Origin of the sequence: Magnetospirillum sp. XM-1, assembly GCF_001511835.1 — a bacterium.
In the GTDB taxonomy this organism is placed as follows: domain Bacteria; phylum Pseudomonadota; class Alphaproteobacteria; order Rhodospirillales; family Magnetospirillaceae; genus Phaeospirillum.
Window position 1 is genome coordinate 3,967,702 of record NZ_LN997848.1, and the last position, 21,881, is coordinate 3,989,582.

General features: G+C 68.3%; 30 protein-coding genes and 1 tRNA gene. 4 read left to right on the forward strand and 27 right to left on the reverse strand.

Annotation, left to right across the window (positions count from 1 at the left end; genetic code table 11):
* Positions 1-2: 2 nt before the first annotated feature.
* The 3 genes from purS to XM1_RS18270 form a co-directional block, all read right to left on the reverse strand.
* Positions 3-245 carry a phosphoribosylformylglycinamidine synthase subunit PurS gene (gene purS / locus XM1_RS18260; RefSeq protein WP_068436015.1) on the reverse strand — a complete coding sequence of 81 codons (243 nt, stop codon included), beginning with the start codon at positions 243-245 and terminating at the stop codon, positions 3-5.
* A gap of 49 nt (positions 246-294) precedes the next feature.
* Positions 295-1,059 carry a phosphoribosylaminoimidazolesuccinocarboxamide synthase gene (purC, locus tag XM1_RS18265; RefSeq protein WP_068436016.1) on the reverse strand — a complete coding sequence of 255 codons (765 nt, stop codon included), beginning with the start codon at positions 1,057-1,059 and terminating at the stop codon, positions 295-297.
* A 175-nt stretch (positions 1,060-1,234) separates the two neighbouring features.
* The gene (locus XM1_RS18270) at positions 1,235-1,996 is read right to left on the reverse strand and encodes an NRDE family protein (protein WP_068436018.1); all 762 of its coding nucleotides are present in this window, start codon (positions 1,994-1,996) and stop codon (positions 1,235-1,237) included.
* A 110-nt stretch (positions 1,997-2,106) separates the two neighbouring features.
* On the opposite strand from XM1_RS18270, the gene XM1_RS18275 reads away from it, so the two are divergent.
* Entirely contained in the window at positions 2,107-2,436 is a 330-nt protein-coding gene (locus tag XM1_RS18275) for a DUF1476 domain-containing protein (RefSeq protein ID WP_068436020.1), read from the forward strand.
* Between the two features lie 39 nt (positions 2,437-2,475).
* Here XM1_RS18275 and XM1_RS18280 read toward each other — a convergent pair whose 3' ends face one another.
* Both XM1_RS18280 and XM1_RS18285 read right to left on the reverse strand, forming a co-directional pair.
* Positions 2,476-3,798, reverse strand: coding sequence for a diguanylate cyclase domain-containing protein (locus XM1_RS18280; protein WP_068436022.1), 1,323 nt, complete (start codon positions 3,796-3,798; stop codon positions 2,476-2,478).
* Between the two features lie 85 nt (positions 3,799-3,883).
* A complete protein-coding gene (locus tag XM1_RS18285; RefSeq protein WP_068436023.1) occupies positions 3,884-4,828 on the reverse strand; it encodes an ArgK/MeaB family GTPase in 945 nt (314 codons plus the stop codon).
* An 85-nt stretch (positions 4,829-4,913) separates the two neighbouring features.
* On the opposite strand from XM1_RS18285, the gene XM1_RS18290 reads away from it, so the two are divergent.
* Both XM1_RS18290 and XM1_RS18295 read left to right on the forward strand, forming a co-directional pair.
* A complete protein-coding gene (locus tag XM1_RS18290; protein ID WP_068436025.1) occupies positions 4,914-5,396 on the forward strand; it encodes a disulfide bond formation protein B in 483 nt (160 codons plus the stop codon).
* The gene (locus XM1_RS18295; protein WP_068436027.1) at positions 5,393-5,947 is read left to right on the forward strand and encodes a demethoxyubiquinone hydroxylase family protein; all 555 of its coding nucleotides are present in this window, start codon (positions 5,393-5,395) and stop codon (positions 5,945-5,947) included. The genes XM1_RS18290 and XM1_RS18295 overlap by 4 nt, the downstream gene beginning before the upstream one ends.
* Here XM1_RS18295 and XM1_RS18300 read toward each other — a convergent pair.
* From XM1_RS18300 to XM1_RS24255, 6 genes are all read right to left on the reverse strand, one after another.
* A complete protein-coding gene (locus XM1_RS18300; RefSeq protein WP_068436028.1) occupies positions 5,931-6,521 on the reverse strand; it encodes a histidine phosphatase family protein in 591 nt (196 codons plus the stop codon). The genes XM1_RS18295 and XM1_RS18300 overlap by 17 nt on opposite strands.
* A complete protein-coding gene (locus XM1_RS18305) occupies positions 6,518-7,234 on the reverse strand; it encodes an NUDIX hydrolase (protein ID WP_068436030.1) in 717 nt (238 codons plus the stop codon). Before XM1_RS18305 ends, XM1_RS18300 begins: the two co-directional genes overlap by 4 nt.
* Complete coding sequence (locus tag XM1_RS18310; RefSeq protein ID WP_068436032.1) at positions 7,225-8,091, reverse strand: universal stress protein; 867 nt, start codon at positions 8,089-8,091, stop codon at positions 7,225-7,227. The genes XM1_RS18305 and XM1_RS18310 overlap by 10 nt, the downstream gene beginning before the upstream one ends.
* A gap of 77 nt (positions 8,092-8,168) precedes the next feature.
* Entirely contained in the window at positions 8,169-9,731 is a 1,563-nt protein-coding gene (locus tag XM1_RS18315; protein WP_082700598.1) for a bifunctional aminoglycoside phosphotransferase/ATP-binding protein, read from the reverse strand.
* Complete coding sequence (gene dcd / locus XM1_RS18320; protein WP_068436036.1) at positions 9,673-10,227, reverse strand: dCTP deaminase; 555 nt, start codon at positions 10,225-10,227, stop codon at positions 9,673-9,675. The genes XM1_RS18315 and dcd overlap by 59 nt, the downstream gene beginning before the upstream one ends.
* A 17-nt stretch (positions 10,228-10,244) precedes the next feature.
* A complete protein-coding gene (locus tag XM1_RS24255) occupies positions 10,245-10,451 on the reverse strand; it encodes a hypothetical protein (RefSeq protein WP_156428784.1) in 207 nt (68 codons plus the stop codon).
* 122 nt (positions 10,452-10,573) lie between these two features.
* On the opposite strand from XM1_RS24255, the gene XM1_RS18330 reads away from it, so the two are divergent.
* A tRNA-Thr gene (locus tag XM1_RS18330) sits at positions 10,574-10,649 on the forward strand.
* Between the two features lie 61 nt (positions 10,650-10,710).
* On the opposite strand, the gene XM1_RS18335 is transcribed toward XM1_RS18330, so the two are convergent.
* The 16 genes from XM1_RS18335 to XM1_RS18405 form a co-directional block, all read right to left on the reverse strand.
* Positions 10,711-11,880 (reverse strand): hypothetical protein, encoded by a 1,170-nt coding sequence (locus XM1_RS18335; protein ID WP_231920580.1) that lies wholly within the window; start codon positions 11,878-11,880, stop codon positions 10,711-10,713.
* Positions 11,877-12,365, reverse strand: a complete 489-nt coding sequence (locus XM1_RS18340) for a nitrous oxide reductase accessory protein NosL (RefSeq protein ID WP_068436040.1) — start codon at positions 12,363-12,365, stop codon at positions 11,877-11,879. The genes XM1_RS18335 and XM1_RS18340 overlap by 4 nt, the downstream gene beginning before the upstream one ends.
* 53 nt (positions 12,366-12,418) lie before the next feature.
* Positions 12,419-13,021: a nitrous oxide reductase accessory protein NosL gene (locus XM1_RS18345; RefSeq protein WP_068436042.1), complete on the reverse strand. Its 603-nt coding sequence runs from the start codon at positions 13,019-13,021 to the stop codon at positions 12,419-12,421.
* Between the two features lie 23 nt (positions 13,022-13,044).
* Positions 13,045-13,734, reverse strand: a complete 690-nt coding sequence (locus tag XM1_RS18350; RefSeq protein ID WP_068436044.1) for a sulfite exporter TauE/SafE family protein — start codon at positions 13,732-13,734, stop codon at positions 13,045-13,047.
* Complete coding sequence (locus XM1_RS18355) at positions 13,735-16,143, reverse strand: heavy metal translocating P-type ATPase (protein ID WP_068436046.1); 2,409 nt, start codon at positions 16,141-16,143, stop codon at positions 13,735-13,737.
* Positions 16,143-16,817 carry a hypothetical protein gene (locus XM1_RS18360; RefSeq protein WP_068436047.1) on the reverse strand — a complete coding sequence of 225 codons (675 nt, stop codon included), beginning with the start codon at positions 16,815-16,817 and terminating at the stop codon, positions 16,143-16,145. The genes XM1_RS18355 and XM1_RS18360 overlap by 1 nt, the downstream gene beginning before the upstream one ends.
* 18 nt (positions 16,818-16,835) lie before the next feature.
* A complete protein-coding gene (locus XM1_RS18365) occupies positions 16,836-17,075 on the reverse strand; it encodes a hypothetical protein (RefSeq protein ID WP_231920581.1) in 240 nt (79 codons plus the stop codon).
* Positions 17,076-17,125: 50 nt separating this feature from the next.
* On the reverse strand, positions 17,126-17,290 hold the full coding sequence (locus XM1_RS24260) for a metal-binding protein (RefSeq protein WP_156428785.1): 165 nt from the start codon (positions 17,288-17,290) through the stop codon (positions 17,126-17,128).
* Positions 17,287-17,775, reverse strand: coding sequence for a TlpA disulfide reductase family protein (locus tag XM1_RS18370; protein ID WP_068436049.1), 489 nt, complete (start codon positions 17,773-17,775; stop codon positions 17,287-17,289). Before XM1_RS18370 ends, XM1_RS24260 begins: the two co-directional genes overlap by 4 nt.
* Positions 17,772-18,806 carry a hypothetical protein gene (locus tag XM1_RS18375; RefSeq protein WP_068436051.1) on the reverse strand — a complete coding sequence of 345 codons (1,035 nt, stop codon included), beginning with the start codon at positions 18,804-18,806 and terminating at the stop codon, positions 17,772-17,774. The genes XM1_RS18370 and XM1_RS18375 overlap by 4 nt, the downstream gene beginning before the upstream one ends.
* Positions 18,806-19,483: an ABC transporter ATP-binding protein gene (locus XM1_RS18380; protein ID WP_068436052.1), complete on the reverse strand. Its 678-nt coding sequence runs from the start codon at positions 19,481-19,483 to the stop codon at positions 18,806-18,808. Before XM1_RS18380 ends, XM1_RS18375 begins: the two co-directional genes overlap by 1 nt.
* Positions 19,480-20,613: an ABC transporter permease gene (locus XM1_RS18385; protein WP_068436053.1), complete on the reverse strand. Its 1,134-nt coding sequence runs from the start codon at positions 20,611-20,613 to the stop codon at positions 19,480-19,482. The genes XM1_RS18380 and XM1_RS18385 overlap by 4 nt, the downstream gene beginning before the upstream one ends.
* Positions 20,610-20,903, reverse strand: a complete 294-nt coding sequence (locus XM1_RS18390; protein ID WP_068436056.1) for a hypothetical protein — start codon at positions 20,901-20,903, stop codon at positions 20,610-20,612. Before XM1_RS18390 ends, XM1_RS18385 begins: the two co-directional genes overlap by 4 nt.
* 17 nt (positions 20,904-20,920) lie before the next feature.
* Positions 20,921-21,109 (reverse strand): hypothetical protein, encoded by a 189-nt coding sequence (locus tag XM1_RS18395; protein WP_068436058.1) that lies wholly within the window; start codon positions 21,107-21,109, stop codon positions 20,921-20,923.
* A gap of 60 nt (positions 21,110-21,169) precedes the next feature.
* Positions 21,170-21,538: a DUF2946 family protein gene (locus XM1_RS18400; protein ID WP_082700599.1), complete on the reverse strand. Its 369-nt coding sequence runs from the start codon at positions 21,536-21,538 to the stop codon at positions 21,170-21,172.
* A gap of 87 nt (positions 21,539-21,625) precedes the next feature.
* Positions 21,626-21,856, reverse strand: coding sequence for a hypothetical protein (locus XM1_RS18405; RefSeq protein ID WP_197603088.1), 231 nt, complete (start codon positions 21,854-21,856; stop codon positions 21,626-21,628).
* Positions 21,857-21,881 lie beyond the last annotated feature (25 nt).

Consider the following 21,881-nt stretch of genomic DNA (forward strand, 5'->3'; position numbering starts at 1 on the left):
GCTCAATCGACCAGTTCGATGGCGTAGTTCTCGATCACGGTGTTGGCCAGCAGGCCCTTGCACATCTGCTCCACCGCATCCCTAGCCTTGGCCCGGTCGGTCTCGGCCAGGTCGAGTTCGATGTACTTGCCCTGGCGCACGTCGTTGACGCCGCCGAAGCCGAGCGAACCCAGCGCATGCTGCACCGCCTTGCCCTGGGGATCGAGAACGCCGTTCTTGAGGGTGATGTGGACTTTGGCTTTCACGTCGGTCTTTCCGTTTTGTACGAGGGAACGTAAAGAAAGGGGGATGCCCCTACTGCATCAGGGCGGGGCCCTTCAGATCGCGGGGACCGCCTTCGGGCAGGATGCCGAGCCGGCGGGCCACTTCCTGGTAGGCCTCCTCCACGCCGCCGAGGTCGCGGCGGAAGCGGTCCTTGTCCATCTTGTCGCCGGTGCGGATGTCCCACAGGCGGCAGGAATCGGGGCTGATCTCGTCGGCCAGCACGATCTGCATGTCGTCGCCGTTGTAAAGGCGGCCGAACTCGATCTTGAAGTCCACCAGACGGATGCCGACGCCGAGGAACAGGCCCGACAGGAAGTCGTTGATGCGCAGGCCGAGCGACATCATCTCGTCCAGGTCCTGGGTGGTGGCCCAGCCGAAGGCGGTGATGTGCTCTTCCGAGACCATGGGATCGTCCAGCGCGTCGGACTTGAAGTACCACTCGACGATACAGCGGGGCAGCGGCGTGCCCTCGGACAGGCCGAAGCGCTGGGCCAGCGAGCCGGCGGCCACGTTGCGGATCACCACCTCGAGCGGAATGATCTCCACCTCGCGCACCAGTTGCTCGCGCATGTTCAGGCGGCGGACGAAATGGGTGGGAACCCCGATCTCGCCCAGGCGCAGCATCAGGTATTCGGAGATGCGGTTGTTCAGGACCCCCTTGCCGGTGATGGTGCCGCGCTTCTTGTTGTTGAAGGCGGTGGCATCATCCTTGAAGTACTGCACCAAGGTGCCGGGCTCGGGTCCTTCGAACAGGACCTTGGCCTTGCCCTCGTAAATCTGTCTGCGTCTTGCCATGGAAAAATCCAAATCAATGGCGCCCGCTGCGCATCCCCCGCGGAGGTCGGGCGAGGAAAGGCGCGGACGGCGAAGGGGCGGCGGACGGACCGTCGCCTGTGTTTCGAGCTTGGTATAGCAGGCTCGGTTGCGCGAGACAATGAAACGAAGCGGGGCCGGGTCCGCCCCTCCCCCTTCAGCCGACCGCGTCGTACTCCGTCCGGTCCGGCCGCCCGGCGGCGAAGCGCCAGACCCGCCCTCCCTCGGCCAGGGCGGCGGCCGGCAGGGCGATCAGCGAAGCGGACACCGTGCCGAACCCGTCGGGGCGCAGGAAGCACATGGCGGGGGCTTCCTCGCCGTCGGGACCGCGTCCGCCGGCATCGGCCATCAAGGCCTGCCAGTCCGCCCAGTCGCCGCCCGTGGGATGGGCCGGATCGGGAACCGGCGGGGCGGCCTGGGCGAAACGGTCGAGATAGGCGGCGATGCGCGGGCTGCTGCGGTCGTCCAGGTCGAGCGCGCTCAGCATGTGCAGCCCCGGCGCGATGGGCCTGACCTCGACACGGGCGCCATCGGCCCGCACCCAGAAGGCGTCGCGGTTGTCGGCCACCACCATGTTGAAGGGGCGGTAGGAATCGCCGTTCAGATGGGCCAGGGCATCGGCCGCGTCGGCGGCGTCGGCATGGTCCAGGGCCTCGAGCACCAGTTCGCCGCGCGAGCGCTTGCCCGGCGCCGGCCCCAGGGTGCCGATGCGGTTGAGGATCGCCGCCACCACGCCGGTGTCGTTGACACCCAGCCAGGTGCCGCCGGCCAGCTCGTCCAACCCGGCCACCACCTCGGGCCGGTCGTCCCACCAGCGCCCCGGCGGCTTCCACGGCCGGGTGTTCATCTCGTCGCGGTTGGCCGCGACGATCAGGGGCCAGTCGTGGCCGGGCCGGCGGAGCAGAACAAGGGTGCACATGCGCAAAAATCCATTTCTAGCGGCGCTTTCGCCCGTTATAACACAGCCTGCGCCTGCGGCTTTCACTTGCGGGCGCCAACCGTAACAAAGGGAATGGAACGCGGCGCGCCATGACTGCCTTCGACGATCGCGAGAAAGCCTTCGAGGCCAAGTACCGGCTGGACCAGGAACAGGAATTCAAGGCGAGAATCCGCCGCGACAAGCTGCTGGGGCTGTGGGCCGCCGAGCAGATGGGCATTACCGGCGACGCCGCCAAGACCTACGCCCTGTCGGTGGTGGACGTGGAGTTCGACGCCACCGACCACGACGCCGCGCACAAGATCACCCGCGATTTCATCGCCAGCGGCGTCTCCATCGACGAAGCGGCCATCCGCCACCAGATGGCGGTGCTGCTGGAGGTCGCGCGCGAGCAGATGATCGCCGAGATGGGCGGCGCCTAGGATCGCCGTCGCTTGGATTTGGCGTAAGCCGCTTTCACCTCAGCCCCCGGCAGGAGCCTCGGCCAGGTCGATCTCGTCGGCCGGCATGGCGTCCGAGTAGAAGCAATAGCCGTTGCGGCCCGAATGCTTCACCCGGTACATGGCCACGTCGGCGGCCTTGCTGACCTCGTCCATGGTATTGCCGTCGTCGGGGAACACCGCGATGCCGATGGACGCTCCCACCTGACAGGCATGTTCGTTGTAGAAGATGGGCGAGCCAAGGGTCTCGATGATCTTGCGCGCCACCATGGCGGCCTCGCCCGGCCGGCCGATCTCCTCGACCACCACCACGAATTCGTCGCCGCCGACGCGCGACACCGTGTCCGAGCTGCGAACGCAATTGTTCAACCGCCGCGCCACTTCGCGCAGCACCGCGTCGCCGGCCTCGTGGCCCAGGGTGTCGTTGATGGGCTTGAACTTGTCCAGATCGACGTAAAGCACCGCCATGCGGCCGCCGTGGCGCCGCACGCGGGCCAAGGCGTGGCTGATGCGGTCGTTGAGCAGGTTGCGGTTGGGCAGGCCGGTCAGGGTGTCGTGGTGGGCGAGGCGCTTGATGCGCTCCTCGTTCTCCTTGCGCTCGGAGATGTCGCGCAGGATGCTGGTGAACAGGCGGCCCTTGCCGTAGCGCAATTCGCTGACCGAGATTTCCATGGGGAAATGGGTTCCGTCGGCGCGATAGCCCATGCTTTCCACCGAACGGCCCATCAGCTTGGCCGAACCGGCCAGATACTGGGCGAACAGAGCCTGGTGCTGGTCCTGCATGTCCGGCCCCATCAGCACGCCGATATGCTTTCCCACCAGCTTGCCCTTGGGGTGGCCGAACATCCGCTCGGCCGCCGGGTTGGCCGTCTCGATCAGGCCATGCTCGTCGACGGTGATGATGCCTTCGGCCACCGAGGCCAGCACGCCCTGGAGCCGTTCCTCGCGTTCGCGCAGCGCTTCGGCCGACTTGACGAATTTCGAGATGTCGCGGGCCTCGACCAGGAACGACTCTTCCGGACCGGGAATCAGACGCACGCGGATTTCCGCCTCGAACAGGGTGCCGTCGCGGCGCATCAGCTTCAGCGGCAGGAACTCTTCCTCGGCCAGCAATTCCCAGCCGGCCTCCACCAGAAAGCGGTAGTCGGCCTCGACGAATTCCACGAAGGCGGTGCCGATGGCGTCGTCCTGAGACCCAAGCCCCAAGACCTTGACGCCGGCCTGATTGATGAAGACCACCTCGCCCTGACGCAGAATGCAGACGAGCGCCGACACGAGCTCAAGCAGCTCGTGGTCCACGCTGACCTTTCCGGTCCCGGCGACGGCGGCAACGGACGAGGGCACTCTGTTCCCCCATGACGATAGTTTGGTGATGGTCGGTCGAATGGCCGGGGATGTCAATATCTGCGAGGAGAGACGCCCGAATTAATCAACCTTTAGAGTCGGACCCCAAATATAGCGACAACTCCGACAGTCGGACGAAGGGCGAGGCGCCGGGCGGCAGCGACAGGTCGCCGGCGCGCCGCACCCCTTCGCGGCCGAAGCGTTCACGCACCGCCTCCTCCAGCCAGGCCTCGGCCTGGGCATGGCGGATGGCGGCCAGACGGGGCTCTCCGCCCGGGGTGGCCTCGCCCAGGGCGGCGGCATGGGTGTCGATGGCGGCCACCAGTTCCTCCACCCCTTCGCGCCGGGCCGAGGACACCATCAGGACCGGGGTTTCCCATCCCTCGTGGCCGCCTCCGCCGCCCAGGCCCAGGGCGCCCTGCACGTCGGCGCGGGCGCGCACCGCCGCCGGCCCCATGTCGGCCTTGGTCACCACCACCACGTGGGGAATCTCGGCGATGCCCGCCTTCATGAACTGCAGCGAATCGCCCGAACCCGGCTGGACGCAGAACAGCACGGTATCGGCGACGCCGACCACGTCGGTCTCGCTTTGGCCCACCCCTACCGTCTCGATCAGCACCATGTCGTAGAGGGCGCGCATCAGCACCATGGCCGAGACGGTCAGCCCCGCCAGGCCGCCGAGGCGGTCGCGGGCCGCCATGGAGCGGACGAAGACGCCCTGGTCCTCGGGATCGGTGGTCAGCCGGGTGCGGTCGCCCAGCAGGGCCCCGCCCGAGCGCCGGGACGACGGATCGACGGCGATGCAGCCCACGCTGCGCCCCCGGCCGCGCCAGTCGGCGATCAGGGCGTTCATCAAGGTGGACTTGCCGACGCCGGGCGGCCCGGTCATGCCCACCACATGGGCGCGGGGTTCGGCGTAGGCGCGGTCGAGCAGCGCCACGGTGGCGGGCGCGTCGGGATAGCGCTCCAGTTCGGCCAGGGCGCGGGCCAGGGCGGCCTTGCCGCCCGCCCGGATGTCGTCGAGGGTCACGGCGTCTCCTTCGGACAGGGGCGGCGATTGTCCCCGCCCCCGTCGGGGTGGTCAAGGGCGGCCATCATCTTTATAGTGCGGCGCAATGAAGATCGAACTCCGCCCCCTCGCCCTTGGGGTGGCCGGCATCTGCCTCGCCGCCCTGGCTCTGGCCCTGGTCGCCCAGTACGGGTTCGGCCTGCGCCCCTGCAATCTCTGCCTGATCCAGCGGGTGCCGTTCGCCCTGGCCGCCCTGCTGGGGCTGGCGGCGCTGAAGGAAGGCTGGCCCGCCGCAACGCTGCTGCGCCTGGCCGGCATCGCCCTGGCCGTCAACGGCGCCATCGCCGTCTACCACGTGGGGGTCGAGCAGCATTGGTGGGCCTCGGCGGTCTGTTCCGGCGCCCAGCAGGGCGCCGTGGCCGTGGCCGACCTGCTGGCCGAGATGAACCGTCCGGCGGAAGCCCAGTGCGACACCCCCGCCTGGTCGTTCCACGGCATCACCATGGCCGCCCTCAACGTGCCGTTCTCGGCCCTGTTCGGCCTCGCGGTGCTGTGGGCGGTCAAGCGTTCGAAAGGCTTGAAGCCATGAAGACCGCCGACAACCGCATCCCCGGCGACCTGGACCATGCCGCCCTCATCGACCGCTTCCTTCGGGTCAACCAGGCGGGCGAGCTGGGGGCCGTGCGCATCTACGAGGGCCAGCGGGCCGTGCTGGGGCGCAAGGGTGGCAAGGCGGCCCCCCTGCTCAAGCACATGGCCGAGCAGGAGCAGGAGCACCTGGACGCCTTCAACCGCATGATCTCGGAACGCCGCACCCGCCCCACCATCCTGTCGCCGCTGTGGCATCTGGCCGGCTTCGCCCTGGGGGCGGGCACCGCGCTCTTAGGGGAAAAGGCGGCCATGGCCTGCACCGTGGCGGTGGAGGAGACCATCGACGAGCACTACGCCCGTCAGGCCGAAGCGCTGGGCGAGGACGAGGCGGCCTTGAGGGACACCATCCAGAAGTTCCGCGCCGACGAGATCGAGCACCGCGACATCGGGCTGGAACACGGCGCCGAGCAGGCCCCCGCCTATCCCGTGCTGTCCGCCGCCATCAAGGGCGGTTGCCGCCTGGCCATCTGGCTCAGCGAACGGATCTGAGCCTCCAGCCCGCCGGCTCGATGCGGGTGATCAGGCAGTTGCGCGACGGCATCTCGGGCAGCATCTCCACCGGCCATCCCAGGTGATGCAGCGCCAGCGAGCGCACCACGTTGCCGTGGGACACCACCAGCACATGGCCGTCCTCGGTCAGGGGCAGGACATCGGCTTCGAAGCAGGTGACCGAGCGCTCCAGGCAATCTTGCATGGATTCGCCTCCTTCGGGCCGGAAGGCCACGTCGAAGGCGACCCGCCGGCGGACCGGATCAGCCGCCAGGGCGGCTTCGTCATCGACCACGCCTTCGAACACGCCGAAATTCCGTTCGCTCAGCCGGTCCAGTTCCCGCCGCCGGCCGACCACCCGCGCCTGGGCGGCCTCCAGCAGCAGGTCGCAGGTCTCCACGGCGCGCGACAGCCGCGACGTCAGCACATGGGCGAAACGCAGCCCGAACAGCGCGCGGCCGGCTTCCCGCGCCTGGGCCCGGCCCAGTTCGGTGAGGCAATGGTCGCTGACCCCCGAAAACACCCTGTCCCGGTTCCCTTCGGACTGGCCGTGGCGGACAAGAAAGACGGTCACGGCAGCAATCCTTTCAAGCGGGCCAGACAGAATGCGTTGACGGCGTGGGCGTCCTCGACGGCGCCCTCGGCGACCATGGCGGCGAAGCGTTCGGGGGTCACCTGGACCATGTCGAAGATGCCCTCGGACAATTGCGGCTTGCCCAGGGTCGAAAGCTCGGCCAGGAAATAGTCGAGGCCGCCGTTGGACAGCGAGGTGTCGCAGAACGTCCGGCCCAGATGGGTGGCGGCGGTGACCCGTCCCCCCACTTCCTCGGCGATCTCGCGCAGCACGGTTTCCTCCAGCCCGTCCCCGGCCTCCACCGATCCGCGCGGAATTTCCAGCAGGAAGCGGCCGATGGCGTGCCGGAACACCCGCAGAAGGACGATCCGCCCCTGGAACAGCGGCAGCACCCCCACGCCCCGGGCGCCGTTGGCGTAGATCACCCGGTTGTGGGTGCCCAGCGAGCCGTCGGGGAAGCGCACCGCATCGCGGAGCATCAGGATATAGGCGTCTTCCACCAGCACCCCCACCGAGGCGGAGGCGGGAGGCAGTCCCCTGGCGCGGTTGCGCCGGGCCACGGCCTTGGAGGCGGCGGCGATGTCGGCCTCGTCCAGCAGAATGGCGATGCCCCCCGGCGGCCTTTGAAACAGCTCCGGCCGGGTCTCCACCAGTTCACGGTAGCGGCGGTAATCCGCCCGCCGCCCTGACGCCTTCCCCTCGGTCAATGGCACATCAGCACGTGCAGCGGCGCATGGGCGATGACGTGGCGGGTGACGCCGCCCAGGATCAGCTGGCGCAGGCGCGAATGGGTGTAGGCCCCCATCACCAGAAGGTCGGCGCCCGCCTTGCGGGTCTGGCGCAGCAATTCCTCGCCCGCGTGCGAGCTGGGGGCCTGGATGACGGTGGTGCTGGCGGCGATGCCGTTCCAGGCCAGGTAGGTCTCCAGATCGCCGGCCGGAGCGGGACCGCCGGCATGTTCCGCCACGGTCAGGATGGTCACCGACGCCGCTGTCTTGAGGAAGGGCATGGCGAAGGCCACGGCGCGGGCCGCCTCGGCGCTGCCGTTCCAGGCGATGCACACATTGGTGCCGGGCAGCGGGGCCGGTTCGGCCGGGCACAGCAGCAACGGACGGCCGCAGGCCATCAGCGCGGTGTTCAGCGTGATCATGGACGACACCTCGGCTTCACCGCCGGGATGGCCGAACACCACCAGATCGGACACCCGGCCGCGCCAGGTGACCACGTCCTCCTCGCGGCCCACCACCTCGACCCACTCGGCCGACAGGCCGTCCCCGGGCGGGGCATCGGCCAGCGGCGCGCCGTTGCGGGCCAGGGCGACGTCGAAGGCGGCGCGGGCCAGCTTGGCGCGCTGGGCCGACTGGGTCTCGGCGATGCCGATCATCTCCTCGACCATGGCCCCCGACATGCCCTCGCCCACCAGCGGCACGGCGTTTGTGGGGTCGGTGCGCACGTGCAGGCCGGTCACATGCCCGGAAAAGCGCCCGGCCAGACGCAGCGCCGTATCCAGCGGAATGGCGGCGGACAGTTCATCCTCGACCGGGACCAAAATCGACTTGAAGGCGGACATGACGGCTCTCCTTGTCACAACATCTAGATATTATGCGCCCGATCCACTGGGTTGAACATCACCCGATCCGCTGGGGGCTATACCCCCAACGCGGCCCTGCCGGCGGCCAAGGTGACGTCCTTGGGCGGCGAGGAATCGATACGCGTCCAGGCGATCGCCCCCAGGTCGTAAGAGAGCTGGTGCTCCAGTACCTGGGGCGTGGCGTCCGAGACGTTGGCCTTGCGCTCGGCGATGCGCCGCTTGGACAACTCGGCCGGGGCCTCCAGCCACAGCCCGTCGAAGCGCACGCCCGCCGCCCGTGCCACACCTTCGATGGCCTCGCGCTGCTCGGGCTTGGCGAAGACGGCGTCGGCCACCACCCCGTGACCATCGGCCAGCAGGGCGGCGCAGGTCTCGTAGAGATGCTGGTAGGTGCGCTCGGTCACCTCCGCCGTATAGCCATCGGGGCCGAGCTTTTCCCAGATGGGAACGCCCATCAGGTGCTTGCGCAAGGAATCGCTTCGCACCACCGCCGCGCCGGGCACCGCCAGGAAGGGGGCCAGCTCGCGACCCATGCGCGACTTGCCGCTGCCCGAAAGCCCGCCCACCGCCAGCAGCCGGGGGGCGGGCGGATCGAGATAGGCCCGCGCCGCCGCCAGATACGAGCGGGAATCGGCGACCAGACGCTCGCGCCCCTCGCCTTGGGCACCCTCGGCCATGGCGGCGCACACATGGGCACGTACCCCGGCCCGGCACGAGAGATAAAGCGGCATGGGTGCGATGCCGGCGAAATCGGCGGTCAGGTCCAGGTAATGGTTCATCACCCAGTTGGCCTGTTGCCGCGCTCCACGGTGATCCAGGTCCATCAGCAGGAAGGCCAGGTCGTAGATCACGTCGATGCAGGCGATGTCCTCGGAAAACTCGATGGCGTCGAACAGGGCCGGACGCCCCTGCCACAGACAGATGTTGCCCAGATGCAGGTCACCGTGGCACTGGCGCACGAAACCGGCGGCGCGGCGCTCCTCCAGCCGGGGGGCGAAGCGCTCCAGGGCAGCGAAGGAGGCGCGGGCCAGATCCTCCACCGCATCCACCGGCAGAACGGCCGCGTCCTGGGCCAGCATGGACAGGCGGTTGGTGGAAATGGTCCAGTCCAGCCCGGCCCGCCCGCCCCGGTCGGGGCGCACCGGCGCGGCGCGGTGAAAGGCGGCGATGGCCTCGGTCAGGCCGTTGCAGCGCTCGCGGTCCAGCTCGCCCCGTCGGGCCAGCCGGTCGAACAGGGTATCCTGGTCGAAGCGGCGCATCTCCACCGCCCAGTCCACCGCCTCGCCCGGCCCGTCCAGTTCGAGCCCGCCGCCCTGGGCGCGGGTCAGCGCCCGCACCCCGAGATAGAGGTCGGGCGTGGCGCGGCGGTTGATCTCCACCTCGGCCTCGCAGGCGGCCTTGCGGGCCGAAAGGGCGGTGAAGTCGAGAAACGGCAGGCGCACCGGCTTCTTCAGCTTGAAGACGCGGTCACCGGCCAGGAACAGGGTGGAGATATGGGTATCGACGCGTTCCACCCCCGCCCCCCCATGGGTGCGGGGATCAGCCAGGAAGGCTTCCGCCTCAGAGCCGGGGCAGGGTGACACCCTGCTGCCCCTGATACTTGCCCGCCCGGTCGCCATAGGAGGTCTCGCACACCGAGTTCCCTTTGAGGAAGATGAACTGGCAGGCGCCCTCGTTGGCGTAGATCTTGGCGGGCAGCGGCGTGGTGTTGGAGAATTCCAGGGTGACGTGGCCTTCCCATTCCGGCTCCAGCGGCGTCACGTTGACGATGATGCCGCAGCGGGCATAGGTGGACTTGCCCAGGCAGATCACCAGAACGTCGCGGGGGATGCGGAAATACTCCACCGTACGGGCCAGGGCGAAGCTGTTGGGGGGAATGACGCAGACATCCGTCTGACGGTCCACCAGCGAGGCCGACGAGAAGTTCTTGGGGTCCACCACCGCCGAATCCACGTTGGTGAAGATCTTGAATTCGGGGGCCACCCTGGCGTCGTAGCCGTAGGAGGACAGGCCGTAGGAGATGACGCCTTCGCGCTGCAGCTTCTCGGTGAAGGGCTCGATCATGCCCTTCGTCTTGGCCATCTCGCGGATCCAGGTGTCGGGCATGACGGACATCGGGCGCTCCCCCCTTTTCAACTCTCGGCTTCTTGTACTCCAGGGTCGGGGGTGGAGCAAGGCTCGCCCCCAGCCTGGGCCTCCTCATCGCCCTCGGCGCGGGCGCGCCCCTGGGCCTTGCGCCGGGCCAGATTGGCGCGCAGAGCCTCGGCCTGGCGGCGTTGGCGCGCGGCGGCTTCTGCGTGGCCGCGGGCCGAGAATTTCGGGTTGTTATCGTCGCTCATGGCCGCCAGTTTTGAGCCCTGGAGAAAAGCGCGTCAAGAGCCCGGAAAGACGCTTGCGTCGGCATATCGAGTGTGGCATAAAGCGCCCCTCTTCACGGGGCGCCCGCGCTTCGAAAAGAATTGCTGCCGTAGCTCAGTCGGTAGAGCATACCCTTGGTAAGGGTAAGGTCGATGGTTCGATTCCATTCGGCAGCACCATGAAAGGCCTCCGGGAAACCGGGGGCCTTTCGCCGTTTCAGGGCTGTTTCCGTTATATGGCTCAGGCCACGAACACCGGGGCGAAGCCGCCGCCCGGGGTGCGGAAGTTGGTGGTCTGGCCCTGGTACAGCCGGGCGGCCAGCTGGACGACGCGGCCGCCCCAGGCATTGGCCCGGATGTCCACCTTGATCTCGTCCTCCACGTGGTCGGGGCGCAGGCGCGACGGCGGCACGTAAAGCTGGGCCACGTAGGGCGAGGCCAGGATGGTGGGCCAGGTCGAGCGCGACAGCTTCTCGCCGCGATAGACCGCCTTGCCGGCATGGCCCTTGGCTGGCTTGAAGAACCAGCGCTTGCGCCCGGCCCACAGCTCCTCGGCGTTGGCGGCGGTGACGGGAATGGTGGGTGGCACCACGCGGGCGACGTCGGCGGCGATATCGGGGCGCACGCCGATGGAGCGCAGCGCCGGCTCGTCGGAAAGCAGCGCCATCACCCGCTTGTCGGAATAGAGGAAATGGGCCCTGGGATCGGGAGTGACCACGGTGCGGCCGTCCCGCCATGCCTCGGCCAGCGCCCGGTGCGCCGCCGAATCCAGGCTGAAATCCACCAGCCGGTTATAGACCATGTCCACCGCGCCGGCCCGGAACTGGCCGGGGTCCATGATCTCGGCCTGATAGCCGGCCCGCTGGAACAGGCTGCGGTAGAGCTGGAACTCGGGCTCCAGGTACTGGCTGGGCGGATCGTCGTCGATGATCGCCACCCGGCCGAGCGTGACCTCGCCGCGCTGGCGTTCCCATTCGTCCAGAAAGGCGTCCAGCGCGATCCCCTCCACCTCGGGGGGCTCGCCCAATTCGGGCCGGCAGGCGGCCAGGGCGCGGGCCTGCACCGCCACCGCCAGCATGCCGCCGGGATTGGTGTTGATCTCGATCAGGCGCGGCCCCTCGGGCGTCAGGTGGAAGTCGAAGCCCAGCATCCAGCCACCCAGGCCATGGTCGGGCAGGCCTTCGCCCCGGGCGATCTCCAGCGCCGCTTCGACCAGGACGGAATCGGCGAAGGCGGCGTCGAGGGCATGCACCGCCCGCTCGATCCGCTCGGCCTCGTGACGGGGAAGCTGGATCGCGCAGGGCGACAGCAGTCCCTGGCGCCGCCGCAGGCCCTCGCCGATGGCCGGGTCCGGTACTCCGGCGGCGATGGCCGCCCACATTTCTTCCTCGGGAAGGGAAACCGCCCTCACTTGACCTGGCCCTTGTCCAGGCCTTTCAGAATTTCGTCGCCCACTTGCTCGAAGGACACGATGCGCTTGCCCTTGTGGTCGGCCATGAACTCGTCGGCGTCCTGTCTGGACGCCAGCGGCACCAGTTCGTGGCCCATGGGCCCCAGAACGTCGGACCCCACCACGAAGAAAGCGCCGCGCGCGTCGATGGTCCGGACGCCGTAATAGTCGGTGACCGCGACGATGGCGATGTCGGCGGCCTTGTGGCCGGGATCGAACTTCCCCACGTCCCGCATGAACTTGAACAGGTCCTTGGCGCCGTCGAAGTAATGGGCGTGGCCGTCCTTGAACACGGCGGCCGCCACCCATTCCGGGTACTTGGCGACGAACATGCCGCAGACCGGACAGACGGAATTGGGTCCGGGCGGGGCCACCACCACCTCGCCGGCCTGGGCGCGGGCGGACAGCAGGAAAAGGCACAGCAGCAGGGTGGTGAAAAATCGCATCGCGCGTCCTTATGGGAATGGGCGGGAGCCACGGACGGCTCCCGCCATCGTCCTCAGCCCTTGTGCATCTGATGGTCGCCCATCATCTTCTTGCGGCGTTCCTCCCGCTTCATGCGGATCATCATGGTGTCCTCGGCCATGCCCATATAGGCGAGCATCAGGGCCTTGTCGAAGTCCACCACCTCGCCCGATCCCTTGGCGGCCTCGGCCGCCACCTTGGAGGCGAACGAGGTCTTGGGCTTCTTGGTCATCACGCCGCGATGGTCGCCGCCGATGACATAGGACGCCGCTTCGGCGTTGGTCATGGGCTTGAGCGCCTCGCCCGAGCCGTTGTCGGGAGCGTAGATGGCCTTCGGCACCCGGTCCAGGTTGACCGACAGCGACACGGCGGCGCAATGGAGCGAACAGGTGCCGTCCACCAGATCATCCGAGTAGTGAACCAGATGGCGGCTGAAATGGTACTCCTTGCGATCCATGCCGCAATAGGGGCACTTCGGGTACTTGGCGAGTTCGTCCACCAGGGGCGTCGGGTCCTTGGGCTTCTTCGGAATGAACTGCATGGGCGTGCCGTCGCCCTCGGCGGCGGAAACCGGAGCGGCGACCGTGGCGGCAACGCTAAGGGCGGTGCCGGCCGCCAGGAACTTACGACGATTCATTCTGTTCTCCTCTCCAAGACAACTCACCAGTTGGACAGATTCTTCATCACCGCGAAGAAGCGCAGCCCCTGCATCAGGGTCGCCGCGCCCAAGACGATGACCACCATGGCCGCGCCCTTCAGCAGCCACCCGCGTGCCCGCGCCCCCAGGCGCCCCAGCACGAAGCTCACGAACAGCATGGACGGCAGGGTGCCGAGGCCAAAGGCCAGCATCAGCCCCCCACCCTGCCAGATTTCCGGCGCGGTGCTGGCCTTGACCGCCACGGCCAGCGTCAGCGCGCAGGGCATCAGCCCGTTCATCAATCCGGCCATGGCGGCGCCCTTGGCCGCTCCCTTGGCGGCGGCGGCGAAGTAATAGCGGCCGAAAGCGGCCATGGGCACGCCGACCAGCGGCAGCCGCCGGGGCAGCAGGCCTAAGATGTCGAGCCCCAGCAGGATCACCACCAGCCCGGCGACGATCTGCAGGATGCCCTGCACCTTGCCGACGATGCCGGTGGAGACCAAAGCGAGGCCCAGCGCGGCAGCGATGACGCCGACCAGCACATAGACCGACACCCGCGCCCCGTGATAGGCCAGCGCCGGAACCATTCCCCTGCCCGCCTCGCCCATGCGCACGAAGCAGGCCGACACCAGCGAGCCGCACATGCCGACGCAATGGCCGCTGCCTAGGATGCCGGCCATGAAGGCCAGGGTGTAGTCGATCTCGCCCGCCACTTAACGGTCCTTCTGCAGCCGCAGCGAGTTGGTCACCACCGACACCGAGGACAGCGCCATGGCCGACGAGGCCACCATGGGGCTGAGTTCGCCCAAGGCCGCGCCGGGAATGGCGATGGTGTTGTAGCCCATGGCCCACACCAGGTTCTGGCGGATGATGCGCATGGTCTTGCGCGACAGCTCGATCATCTCGGCCACCTTGGCGATGTCGCCGTTCACCAGGGTGACGGGCGCCGCCTCGATGGCCACGTCGGTGCCGGTGCCGATGGCGAAGCCCACGTCGGCCGCCGCCAAGGCGGGCGCGTCGTTGATGCCGTCGCCGATCATCCCCACCGATTCGCCCGAGGCGCGCAGCTCGGCGACGATCTCCTGCTTTCGGGCCGGCGAGGCCTGGGCCACCACCTCGGGAATGCCCACCTCGGCGGCGATGGCCCGGGCGGCGGCGTCCACGTCGCCGGTCACCATGATGGTGCGGATTCCCAACTCGTGCAGGCGGGCGATGGCGGCGGCCGAGGTGGAACGCGGCCGGTCGGAAATACCGAACAGCGCGGCGAAGCGCCCGTCGATAGCCGCCAGCACCGGGGTCTGTCCGGCCAGGGCCGGGATATGGGCGGCGATGCCGCGCTCGGCCAGGAAGGCGTGGCTGCCCACCAATACCGTATGCCCGCCGACACGCGCCGTGATGCCCTTGCCGATCTCGGCGGTGACCTCGTCGGCGCGGAGCGGCTCGATGCCCAGCGAGCGGGCATAATCGATGACGGCGCGGCCCAGATGATGCTCGGAGCCCATTTCGGCCCCGGCCACCAGGGCCAGCATCTCCGCCCGCTCGAAGCCTGCTGCCACGTCCAGGCGCGACACCACCGGGCGGCCTTCCGTCACCGTCCCGGTCTTGTCGAAGACCAGCACGGAAAGGCCCGAGGCGGTTTCCAGCGCCTCGCCGTTGCGGATGTAGATACCACGCCGGGCCGCCTGTCCGGTGGCGGCCATGATGGCGGTGGGGGTGGCGAGACCCAGCGCGCAGGGGCACGCGATCAGCAGCACCGAAACGGCGTTGCCGAGCGCGGTCGAAAGCCTGGCTCCCTGGGCAAGCCAGGTGGCGAAGGTCACGCCCGCCACCGCCACCACGCCCGGCACGAAGACCGCGGAGACCCGGTCGGCCATGCGCTGCACCGGCAACTTGGCCGCCTGGGCGTGATCGACCATGCGGACGATGCCGGCCAGCACAGTGTCCTGGCCCACGGCCCGGGCGGTCATGCGGAAGCTGCCCGCCCCGTTGATGCAGCCGCCGATCACCGGATCGCCCGGCCCCTTGACCACCGGCATGCTTTCGCCGGTGACCATGGATTCGTCGATGGTGGTGCGTCCGCCCAGCACCTCGCCGTCCACCGGCACGCGTTCGCCGGGGCGCACCACCAGCACGTCGCCGACCACCAGATCATCGACGGGGACCACCACCTCGACCTCATTCCTCACCACCGTCGCGGTGGGCGGCTGCAGGTCGAGCAGACGGCGGATGGCGTCGCCGGCCTTGCCCTTGGCGCGCTCCTCTAGCCAGCGGCCCAGCAGCACGAACGAGACGATGCCCGCCGCCGCCTCGAAATAGAGGTGGTGCCGTCCGGCCAGCAGCGAGGTCACCGAATGGCCATAGGCCGCCCCCGCCCCCAGGGCGATCAGGGTGTCCATGTTGGCGGTGCGGTTCCTGGCCAGCTTGACGGCACGGGTGAAGAACGGCCGCCCCGCCCCCAGCACCACCGGAGTGGTCAGCGCGAATTCCACCACGTGCCAGAACCGCGAGCGCGGCATGGCCATGCCGATGGCCATCACCGGCAGGCTGAGAAGACAGGACACCATGGCGCGGCGCCGCGCTTCGCGCACATGCCGGCGTTCGCGCTCGACGATCATCTTGCGCTGGGACAGGGTGTCCATGGGCCGGGCCTGATAGCCCAGCGCCCCGATGCGGGCCTCCAGCGCCGGCCGGTCGAGATTCCCCACCACCGTGGCGGTGGCCGTGGCGTAATTGACGTTGGCGGAGCGGATGGACGGGTCGCGGTTGAGACTCATCTGGATCAGGGCGGCGCAGGACGCGCAGGTCATGCCCTCCACCGCCACGCTGACCTCGCCCGCCGCCCCTTCGGCGCATTCCACCGGCGGCGGGGCCTGTCTGGGGGCGCGGGCCACGTTGCCCGCCACGGTGTCGAGCAGGCGCAGCAGGTTGTCCGCCGGCATCAGCCGGGGGTCGAAGCGCACCGCCAGCGAAGCGATGGCCGGCACCACCCGGACGTCCTTGATGGCGGCATGCTTGCGCAACAAGATGTCGAGCAGGCACAGCCGCTCGTCCTCGCCCTTCAGCGCCGGGACCAGGACGCGGACGCGGCGCCGCAATTGGTGGACGACCTGGACGGCTTCCATCACTTCTTCACCTTGGGCACCGCCCCCTTGCGATAACGGACCAGCAGGAAGGTGAGGTAGATCACCGTCATCCACTGGTAGCGGAAGGCCCACGGCCGGGGCAGCCACTGGCCGACGATGCGGTCCCAGTGCTGGCGGATCAGATAGAAGGCCACCAGATCGTTCAGGAAATGGATGATCCATTCCTGCAGGTCGACGCCGCCGGGAATGGGCTTGCCGGTCTTGATGGCGACGATCTGGCGGACCACGTCGGCCTTGGCCTTCAGATCGTCGTAGCGCTGGCGCATGGCGCGGACCGGCGCCGCCGCCTTCAGCCGGTCGAGCCAGGAGGGCTCCACCGGCTCCTCGCCCGGTGCCGGCGGAACCTGGTCGAGGTCCACGGCCTCGCCCACCAGCCCGGCCAGCAGCCGGGCGATGTCGGCAAGCGTGCAGACATCCTCGAACCAGCGGATGGACAGCTTGCCCTGGCCGGAGAAGACGTGGACGCGGTAGACGCCCTCCATCCCCTCCAGCCCGCCGGCCAGCACCAAAGCCGCCTGCGGCGTGCAGAGCGGTTCCGGCAGGTCGAAGCGCACATGGCCTTTCGAGCGGTGACGGACGGTCATCGCCTGCCACAGCACCTTGGCGCGGGCTTCACGGGCGGCCTGGGCCGCCTTCCCCCTTCCACCGATCATGGCCACAGCCTCCCCCCGCTATTCCTTGGCCTTGGCTTCCTCGGCCTCGCGGGATTCCTCGACCAGATCGGCCAGGTTCTCCTTGGCGTTCAGCACCATGTCGCGCCCCAAGTCGTTGGCCTTGGCCATTGCGGCGGTGATCTCCTTCCGGTACTTGAAGCCGAGATAGCCGATGGCGATTCCCGCCCCCAGCATCACCACCGGATGGCCCAAAAGACGTCCGAACAGGCTCTTGCCCGCCACATAACCCACAGCCATGACGGCCCCCTTTCCAAGTTCATGTCCAAGATGGTTGGTTTCGTTGCTCATCATTTCTTGTCCCCTTTGTCCTTGATGGCGTCCGGGTTCAGCATCACCCAGATGCCCCGGCAACTCTCGCAGCAGAACACCAGGTCACGATCCCCGGCCTTCAAGTGTGCGCTTCCCGGCGGGGCCGGAAGACCGCAAAGGTCGCAGGTCTCCGCCTCGCTCATAGCAATTCCTCCACCTTGCGGCGGAAGGTGGCCTCGTCGGTCTCGCCCAGGATGCGGCCCTTGATCTTGCCGTCGCGGCCCACGAACAGGGTCATGGGCAGGCCGGTGACGCCGTATTGGCGGGTGGTCTTGGAGCCGGGGTCCAGCAGCACGGGATAGGAAACCCCCAGCTTGGCGACGAAATCGGCGATGTCGGCCTTTTCCTGCCCGGCATTGACGGCCAGGACCTCCAGCCCCTTGTCGCGGGACTGGCTCCAGACGGCCTGGATCATCTTCATCTCGTCCTTGCAGAACGGACACCAGGTGGCCCAGAAGCGCAGAACCACAACCTTGCCGGCCAGCTGGGCGGGATAATCCACCGCGCCGCCCTCCAGGGTGGTCAGCTTGAAGGCGGGCGGCGCTTCGCCCACATGGGGAGCCTTGCCGCCTCCCTCGCCGCAGGCGGCCAGCAGCAGCAGGACGGCCAGGAAACGCAATACCTTCATGGCTGTCCCCCCAGGATGGACAAGAGCCGCTCGGGCTCGATCAGGATCAGGTGCGAGCGCCAGATCAGCCAGACCGTCACCGCCGCGAACAGGCCGAAGCCGGCCATGGACGAGGCGACGCAGCGGCGCGCGATGCGCGGTGCCGCCTCGGCCAGGCTGGCGATGCGCGCTGCCGGCTGGGCCACGCCGCCCCCCAGGCCCAGCACGGCGGCCGCGAACAGCGGCAGATAGAGGGCGTAGCCCACATGGCCGTACTCGCCCTTCAGGATGCAGAACGGGCAATGGTGCTGGGGCATTTCGTAGATGTAGACCGAGATGGCCGCCACCACCGCCTCCAGCGCCACCACGAAGGCCAGCACCGAAGCGGCGGCGTAGAGGATGGCGCCCCGGCCCGAACGCAGCACCCGGCGTCCCAGCAGCACCACCGCGCCCAGGGCCAGGGCCAGGGCGGCCAGCGCGCCTTCGGGCGCCACGGAGTTCAGCTTGTCGCTGGTCACCTGGGTATTGCCGGAAAACAGGGTGGAGCAGCACGAGGCGATGACGTCGGCCCGAAGCCCCAGGAAATAGGCCAGCTGCACCCCCGCCGCCAAGGCCATCAGCGGCGCCAGCACCAGCAGCGCCGCGTACTTCACCCGCACCAGCGGATAGTCGTAGCCGCGCGAATCCACGTGGTTGAGCACCAGCCAGGCCCCGGCGGCGAAGAACACCACGATCTTGAGGTAAAGCGAGGGAAAGCCGAACTCGTTGACGTTCAGCGTTCCCACCGCGCACATGGCGCCGACGAACAGCGAGGACATGCGGTCGGCGTTGAACACGAACAGCACCAGCGAGGCCAGTTCCGAGGCCAGCACCACCACCAGCAGGGTGGAGACCAGATAGGTGCGCTTTTCCATTTCCAGCTGGGCTTCCGACCCGCTGGCGGTGTCCCAGCGCCGCAGCACGCCGACGGCGAAGGGCATGGAGGCGGCCACCATCATGGTGCCGACCAACGAGGCCAGCAGCAGGGCGATGATGGCCGGCTGGAACAGCATCAGCGCGCCTCCACCAGTTGGCCGTCGCGCAAGGACACCACATGGTCGACCACCGCCGTGTCGCAGACCAGGGGATCGTGGCTGGTCATCAGCACGGTCTTGCCCGCCCCTTTCAGGGTCTCGACGATGCCGAGGAACTGTTTCGAGCGCTCGCTGTCCAGATTGGCGGTGGGCTCGTCGGCGATCACCACCTCGGGGTCGTTGATCAGGGCCCGCGCGATGGCGACGCGCTGGGCCTCGCCGCCCGACAGCCATTCGGCCATGGAATGGGCCTTGGCCGCGATGTCGAGACTCTCCATCAGGGCGTGGGCGCGCGCGCTCAGTTGATGACGGTCGGTCCCTAAGGGATAGGCCGGGATCATCACGTTCTCGTGGGCGCTGATGCCCTTCAGCAGGTTGAACTGCTGGAACACGAAGCCGAAGGTGGAGCGGCGGATGTCGGTGAGGAACCGCTCGGGCAGGCCCGAGATGTCGCGGTCCTTGAGCCGCACCCGCCCGGACGTGGGGCGCGCCAGACAGCCCACCAGGGTCAGCAGCGTGGTCTTGCCCGAGCCCGACGGTCCCCGGAACACCGTCACCTTGCCGGCCGGAACGGTGAGGTCGATGCCCTTCAACGCCCAGAACTCGTTGGCCTTGCCCTGGTTGAAGGCCTTGCGCACGTCGCTGAGATGGATCATCGCATCACCTGATCGGGATCGACGATGGCGGCGCGCCAGATGGGCACCACGGTCGCGATGGTGTAGGGAAACACCGTGAAGAAGAACAGGGTGGCGACCTGCAGTTCGTCGACGAAGGGCGTCAGCCGGTATTTGGGATACAGCACCGCCCAGCCCTTCAAGACCGGCTCGAACAGCCCGGCGCCCAGGTGGAAGACATGGGCGTAGGCCAGCAGATAGCCGACCAGGAAGGCCGACAGCGACACCACCAGGCCTTCCATCATCTTCAAGCGGATGACGTCGCCGGTCTCCCAGCCCACCGCCTTCAGAATGCCGATCTCGCGCCGCTCTTCCGCCGACAGGCCCGACGCCTTCTCCCAGGCGAAGATGCCGAAGGCCAGGACCGAGCCGGCCAGCAGCACCAGCAGCATGCCCTCGCGCCAGTCGAACACCGATTCGTAGGTGCGCAGGATCTCATCCCTGAGAACGATGCGGGTGTCGGGCAGCGCCGCGTCGATCTTCTCGGCGATCTTGCCCACCTCGCGGGGGTTGCGCACCGAGATGGCCAGATCGGTGTAAAGCCCGGCGGGAATGCCGAACAGGCGGCGGAAATCCTCTTCCGCCACCAAGAACAGATCGGCGGAGACCAAAGCGGAGTCCCGCGAGATGGCGCTTTCCACCTTGAACTGGACCAGCGCGCCGTCATGGGCGCGGAAGCTCATCAAATCGCCGGGATCGGCGCTTCGCACCCGCACCACCCCGTCGCCGATCACCACCTTGCCCGGCTCGATGCGGGGGTTGGTCGGCACCATCAGGGTGTAATTGGCCGCGGCGGCCGGATCGAACAGATAGCCCCACAGCCGCCCCTCGGCCGTCTGCACGCCCCTGATGCCCTTGATGGCGTCCAGGTGGCGGGCGGGGATCAGGTCGTGACGCCCGGCCACCATGCGCTGGACCAGCACTTCCGGGCTTTTGGCCAGCACGGTGGCCGCTTCGCGCCGCACCGCGTGGGAAAACAGCATCACCGAGGCCAGCACGAAGACGATGGCCGTGTAGACCACCAGCATGCCCAGCGTCTTGCCCCGGCGGCGCGACAGGGACGACAGGCTGAAATCCAGCAGGTTGCGCTGCCTGTTGAGCCAAACCCTCATGGCCGCGCCCTCTTCATGGGCGGCGGCAGCAGCGATCCGGTGGGGAAATGATCCATGGCGAAGGGATGATCCTGAAAGGCGGAATGCAGATCGGCCTGGCTGGGGTGGCGGGTGTAGCGAGCCTCGGTGAATAGGACGAGGTCGGTGAGCCCCAGCCTCTCCACCATCTCGGCCCTGGCGTCGAGCGCCGCCGCCCCGCGCACGCGCCCCAGGGCGGCGTCGGCGAAGCTGGCGCCCAGCAGCACCAGCAATGCCGCCGACAAAAGCAGAAAGGCGTCGGATTTTCGCATCAAACCGCTTGATCTCATCAGACTCTGGCCGCCGCCTTCATCAGCACCACACGCAATGCGCCGGTCAGGCTGGGGCCGACCCCCAGGCTCTGCGACAGGGCGGGAACCAGGATCAGGGATGCGACGGTCAGGCCGGTGCCCAGCACCAGCGACCCCAGGCCGACCGAATTGGCCTTGTCCGCGTTCTTGACGGTGGAAACGCTCATCTTTCGTCCTCCAGACTCCATGACGGAAAGAGGCGACCGGCGATCGCCTCTAAGGATGCGTCAGGAGTGGGAGGGCGGTCCGCGCTGGCTTTGCGGCAGATGGACGGGATGCACGATCCCGATGGAATCGGCCGCCGGAACGACGGCGAACAGAACGTCGCGCGGCAGGGCCGGCCCGCTCAGGGCCGGAGGCGCCAGAAGCTTGATTCCGGCGTGCAACTGGCAGAACTGGCAATGGTCGTGCACCGCCTTGGCCGGCGCCTGGGCGTCGGATTCGGGCGAGGAATGGCAGATGGAGGCGGCGAGAGCCTGATCGAACGCCGCCGCCTGGACCGGGCCGGTCGGCAACAGCAACTGGAAGGCCAGGGCCAGGACAGCCAGCCACGCGGCCCACCGCCCAAGGGCGCCCAACCGCTTCGCCGTTCCCATCCAACCGCCTCGATCCAAAACCCTCGTCCCTCCGGACCAATCTGGTTTTTCTAAATTAGCATAGCCCCATCGGACGCGCCACCACCCTCACGCCGTGCGCTTCAGCGGGTCGTTGGCGTAAAGGGTATGGTGCCAGTAGGACAGTCCCAGCAGCGCCACCCCGGCCACCACATGCGCCACCCTGGCGTTGCGCCCCCGCAGAAAACCGGTCAGCACCAGGGCGCCCATGGCCGCCGCCATGCCGGTCTTGGCAAGGGACCGGCTGCGCATCAGGCGCTCGCGCCGAACCGCACCCGATTTCGCGATGGCTTCCGCCATGGCCTGCCTCCCCGCCATTCCAGAA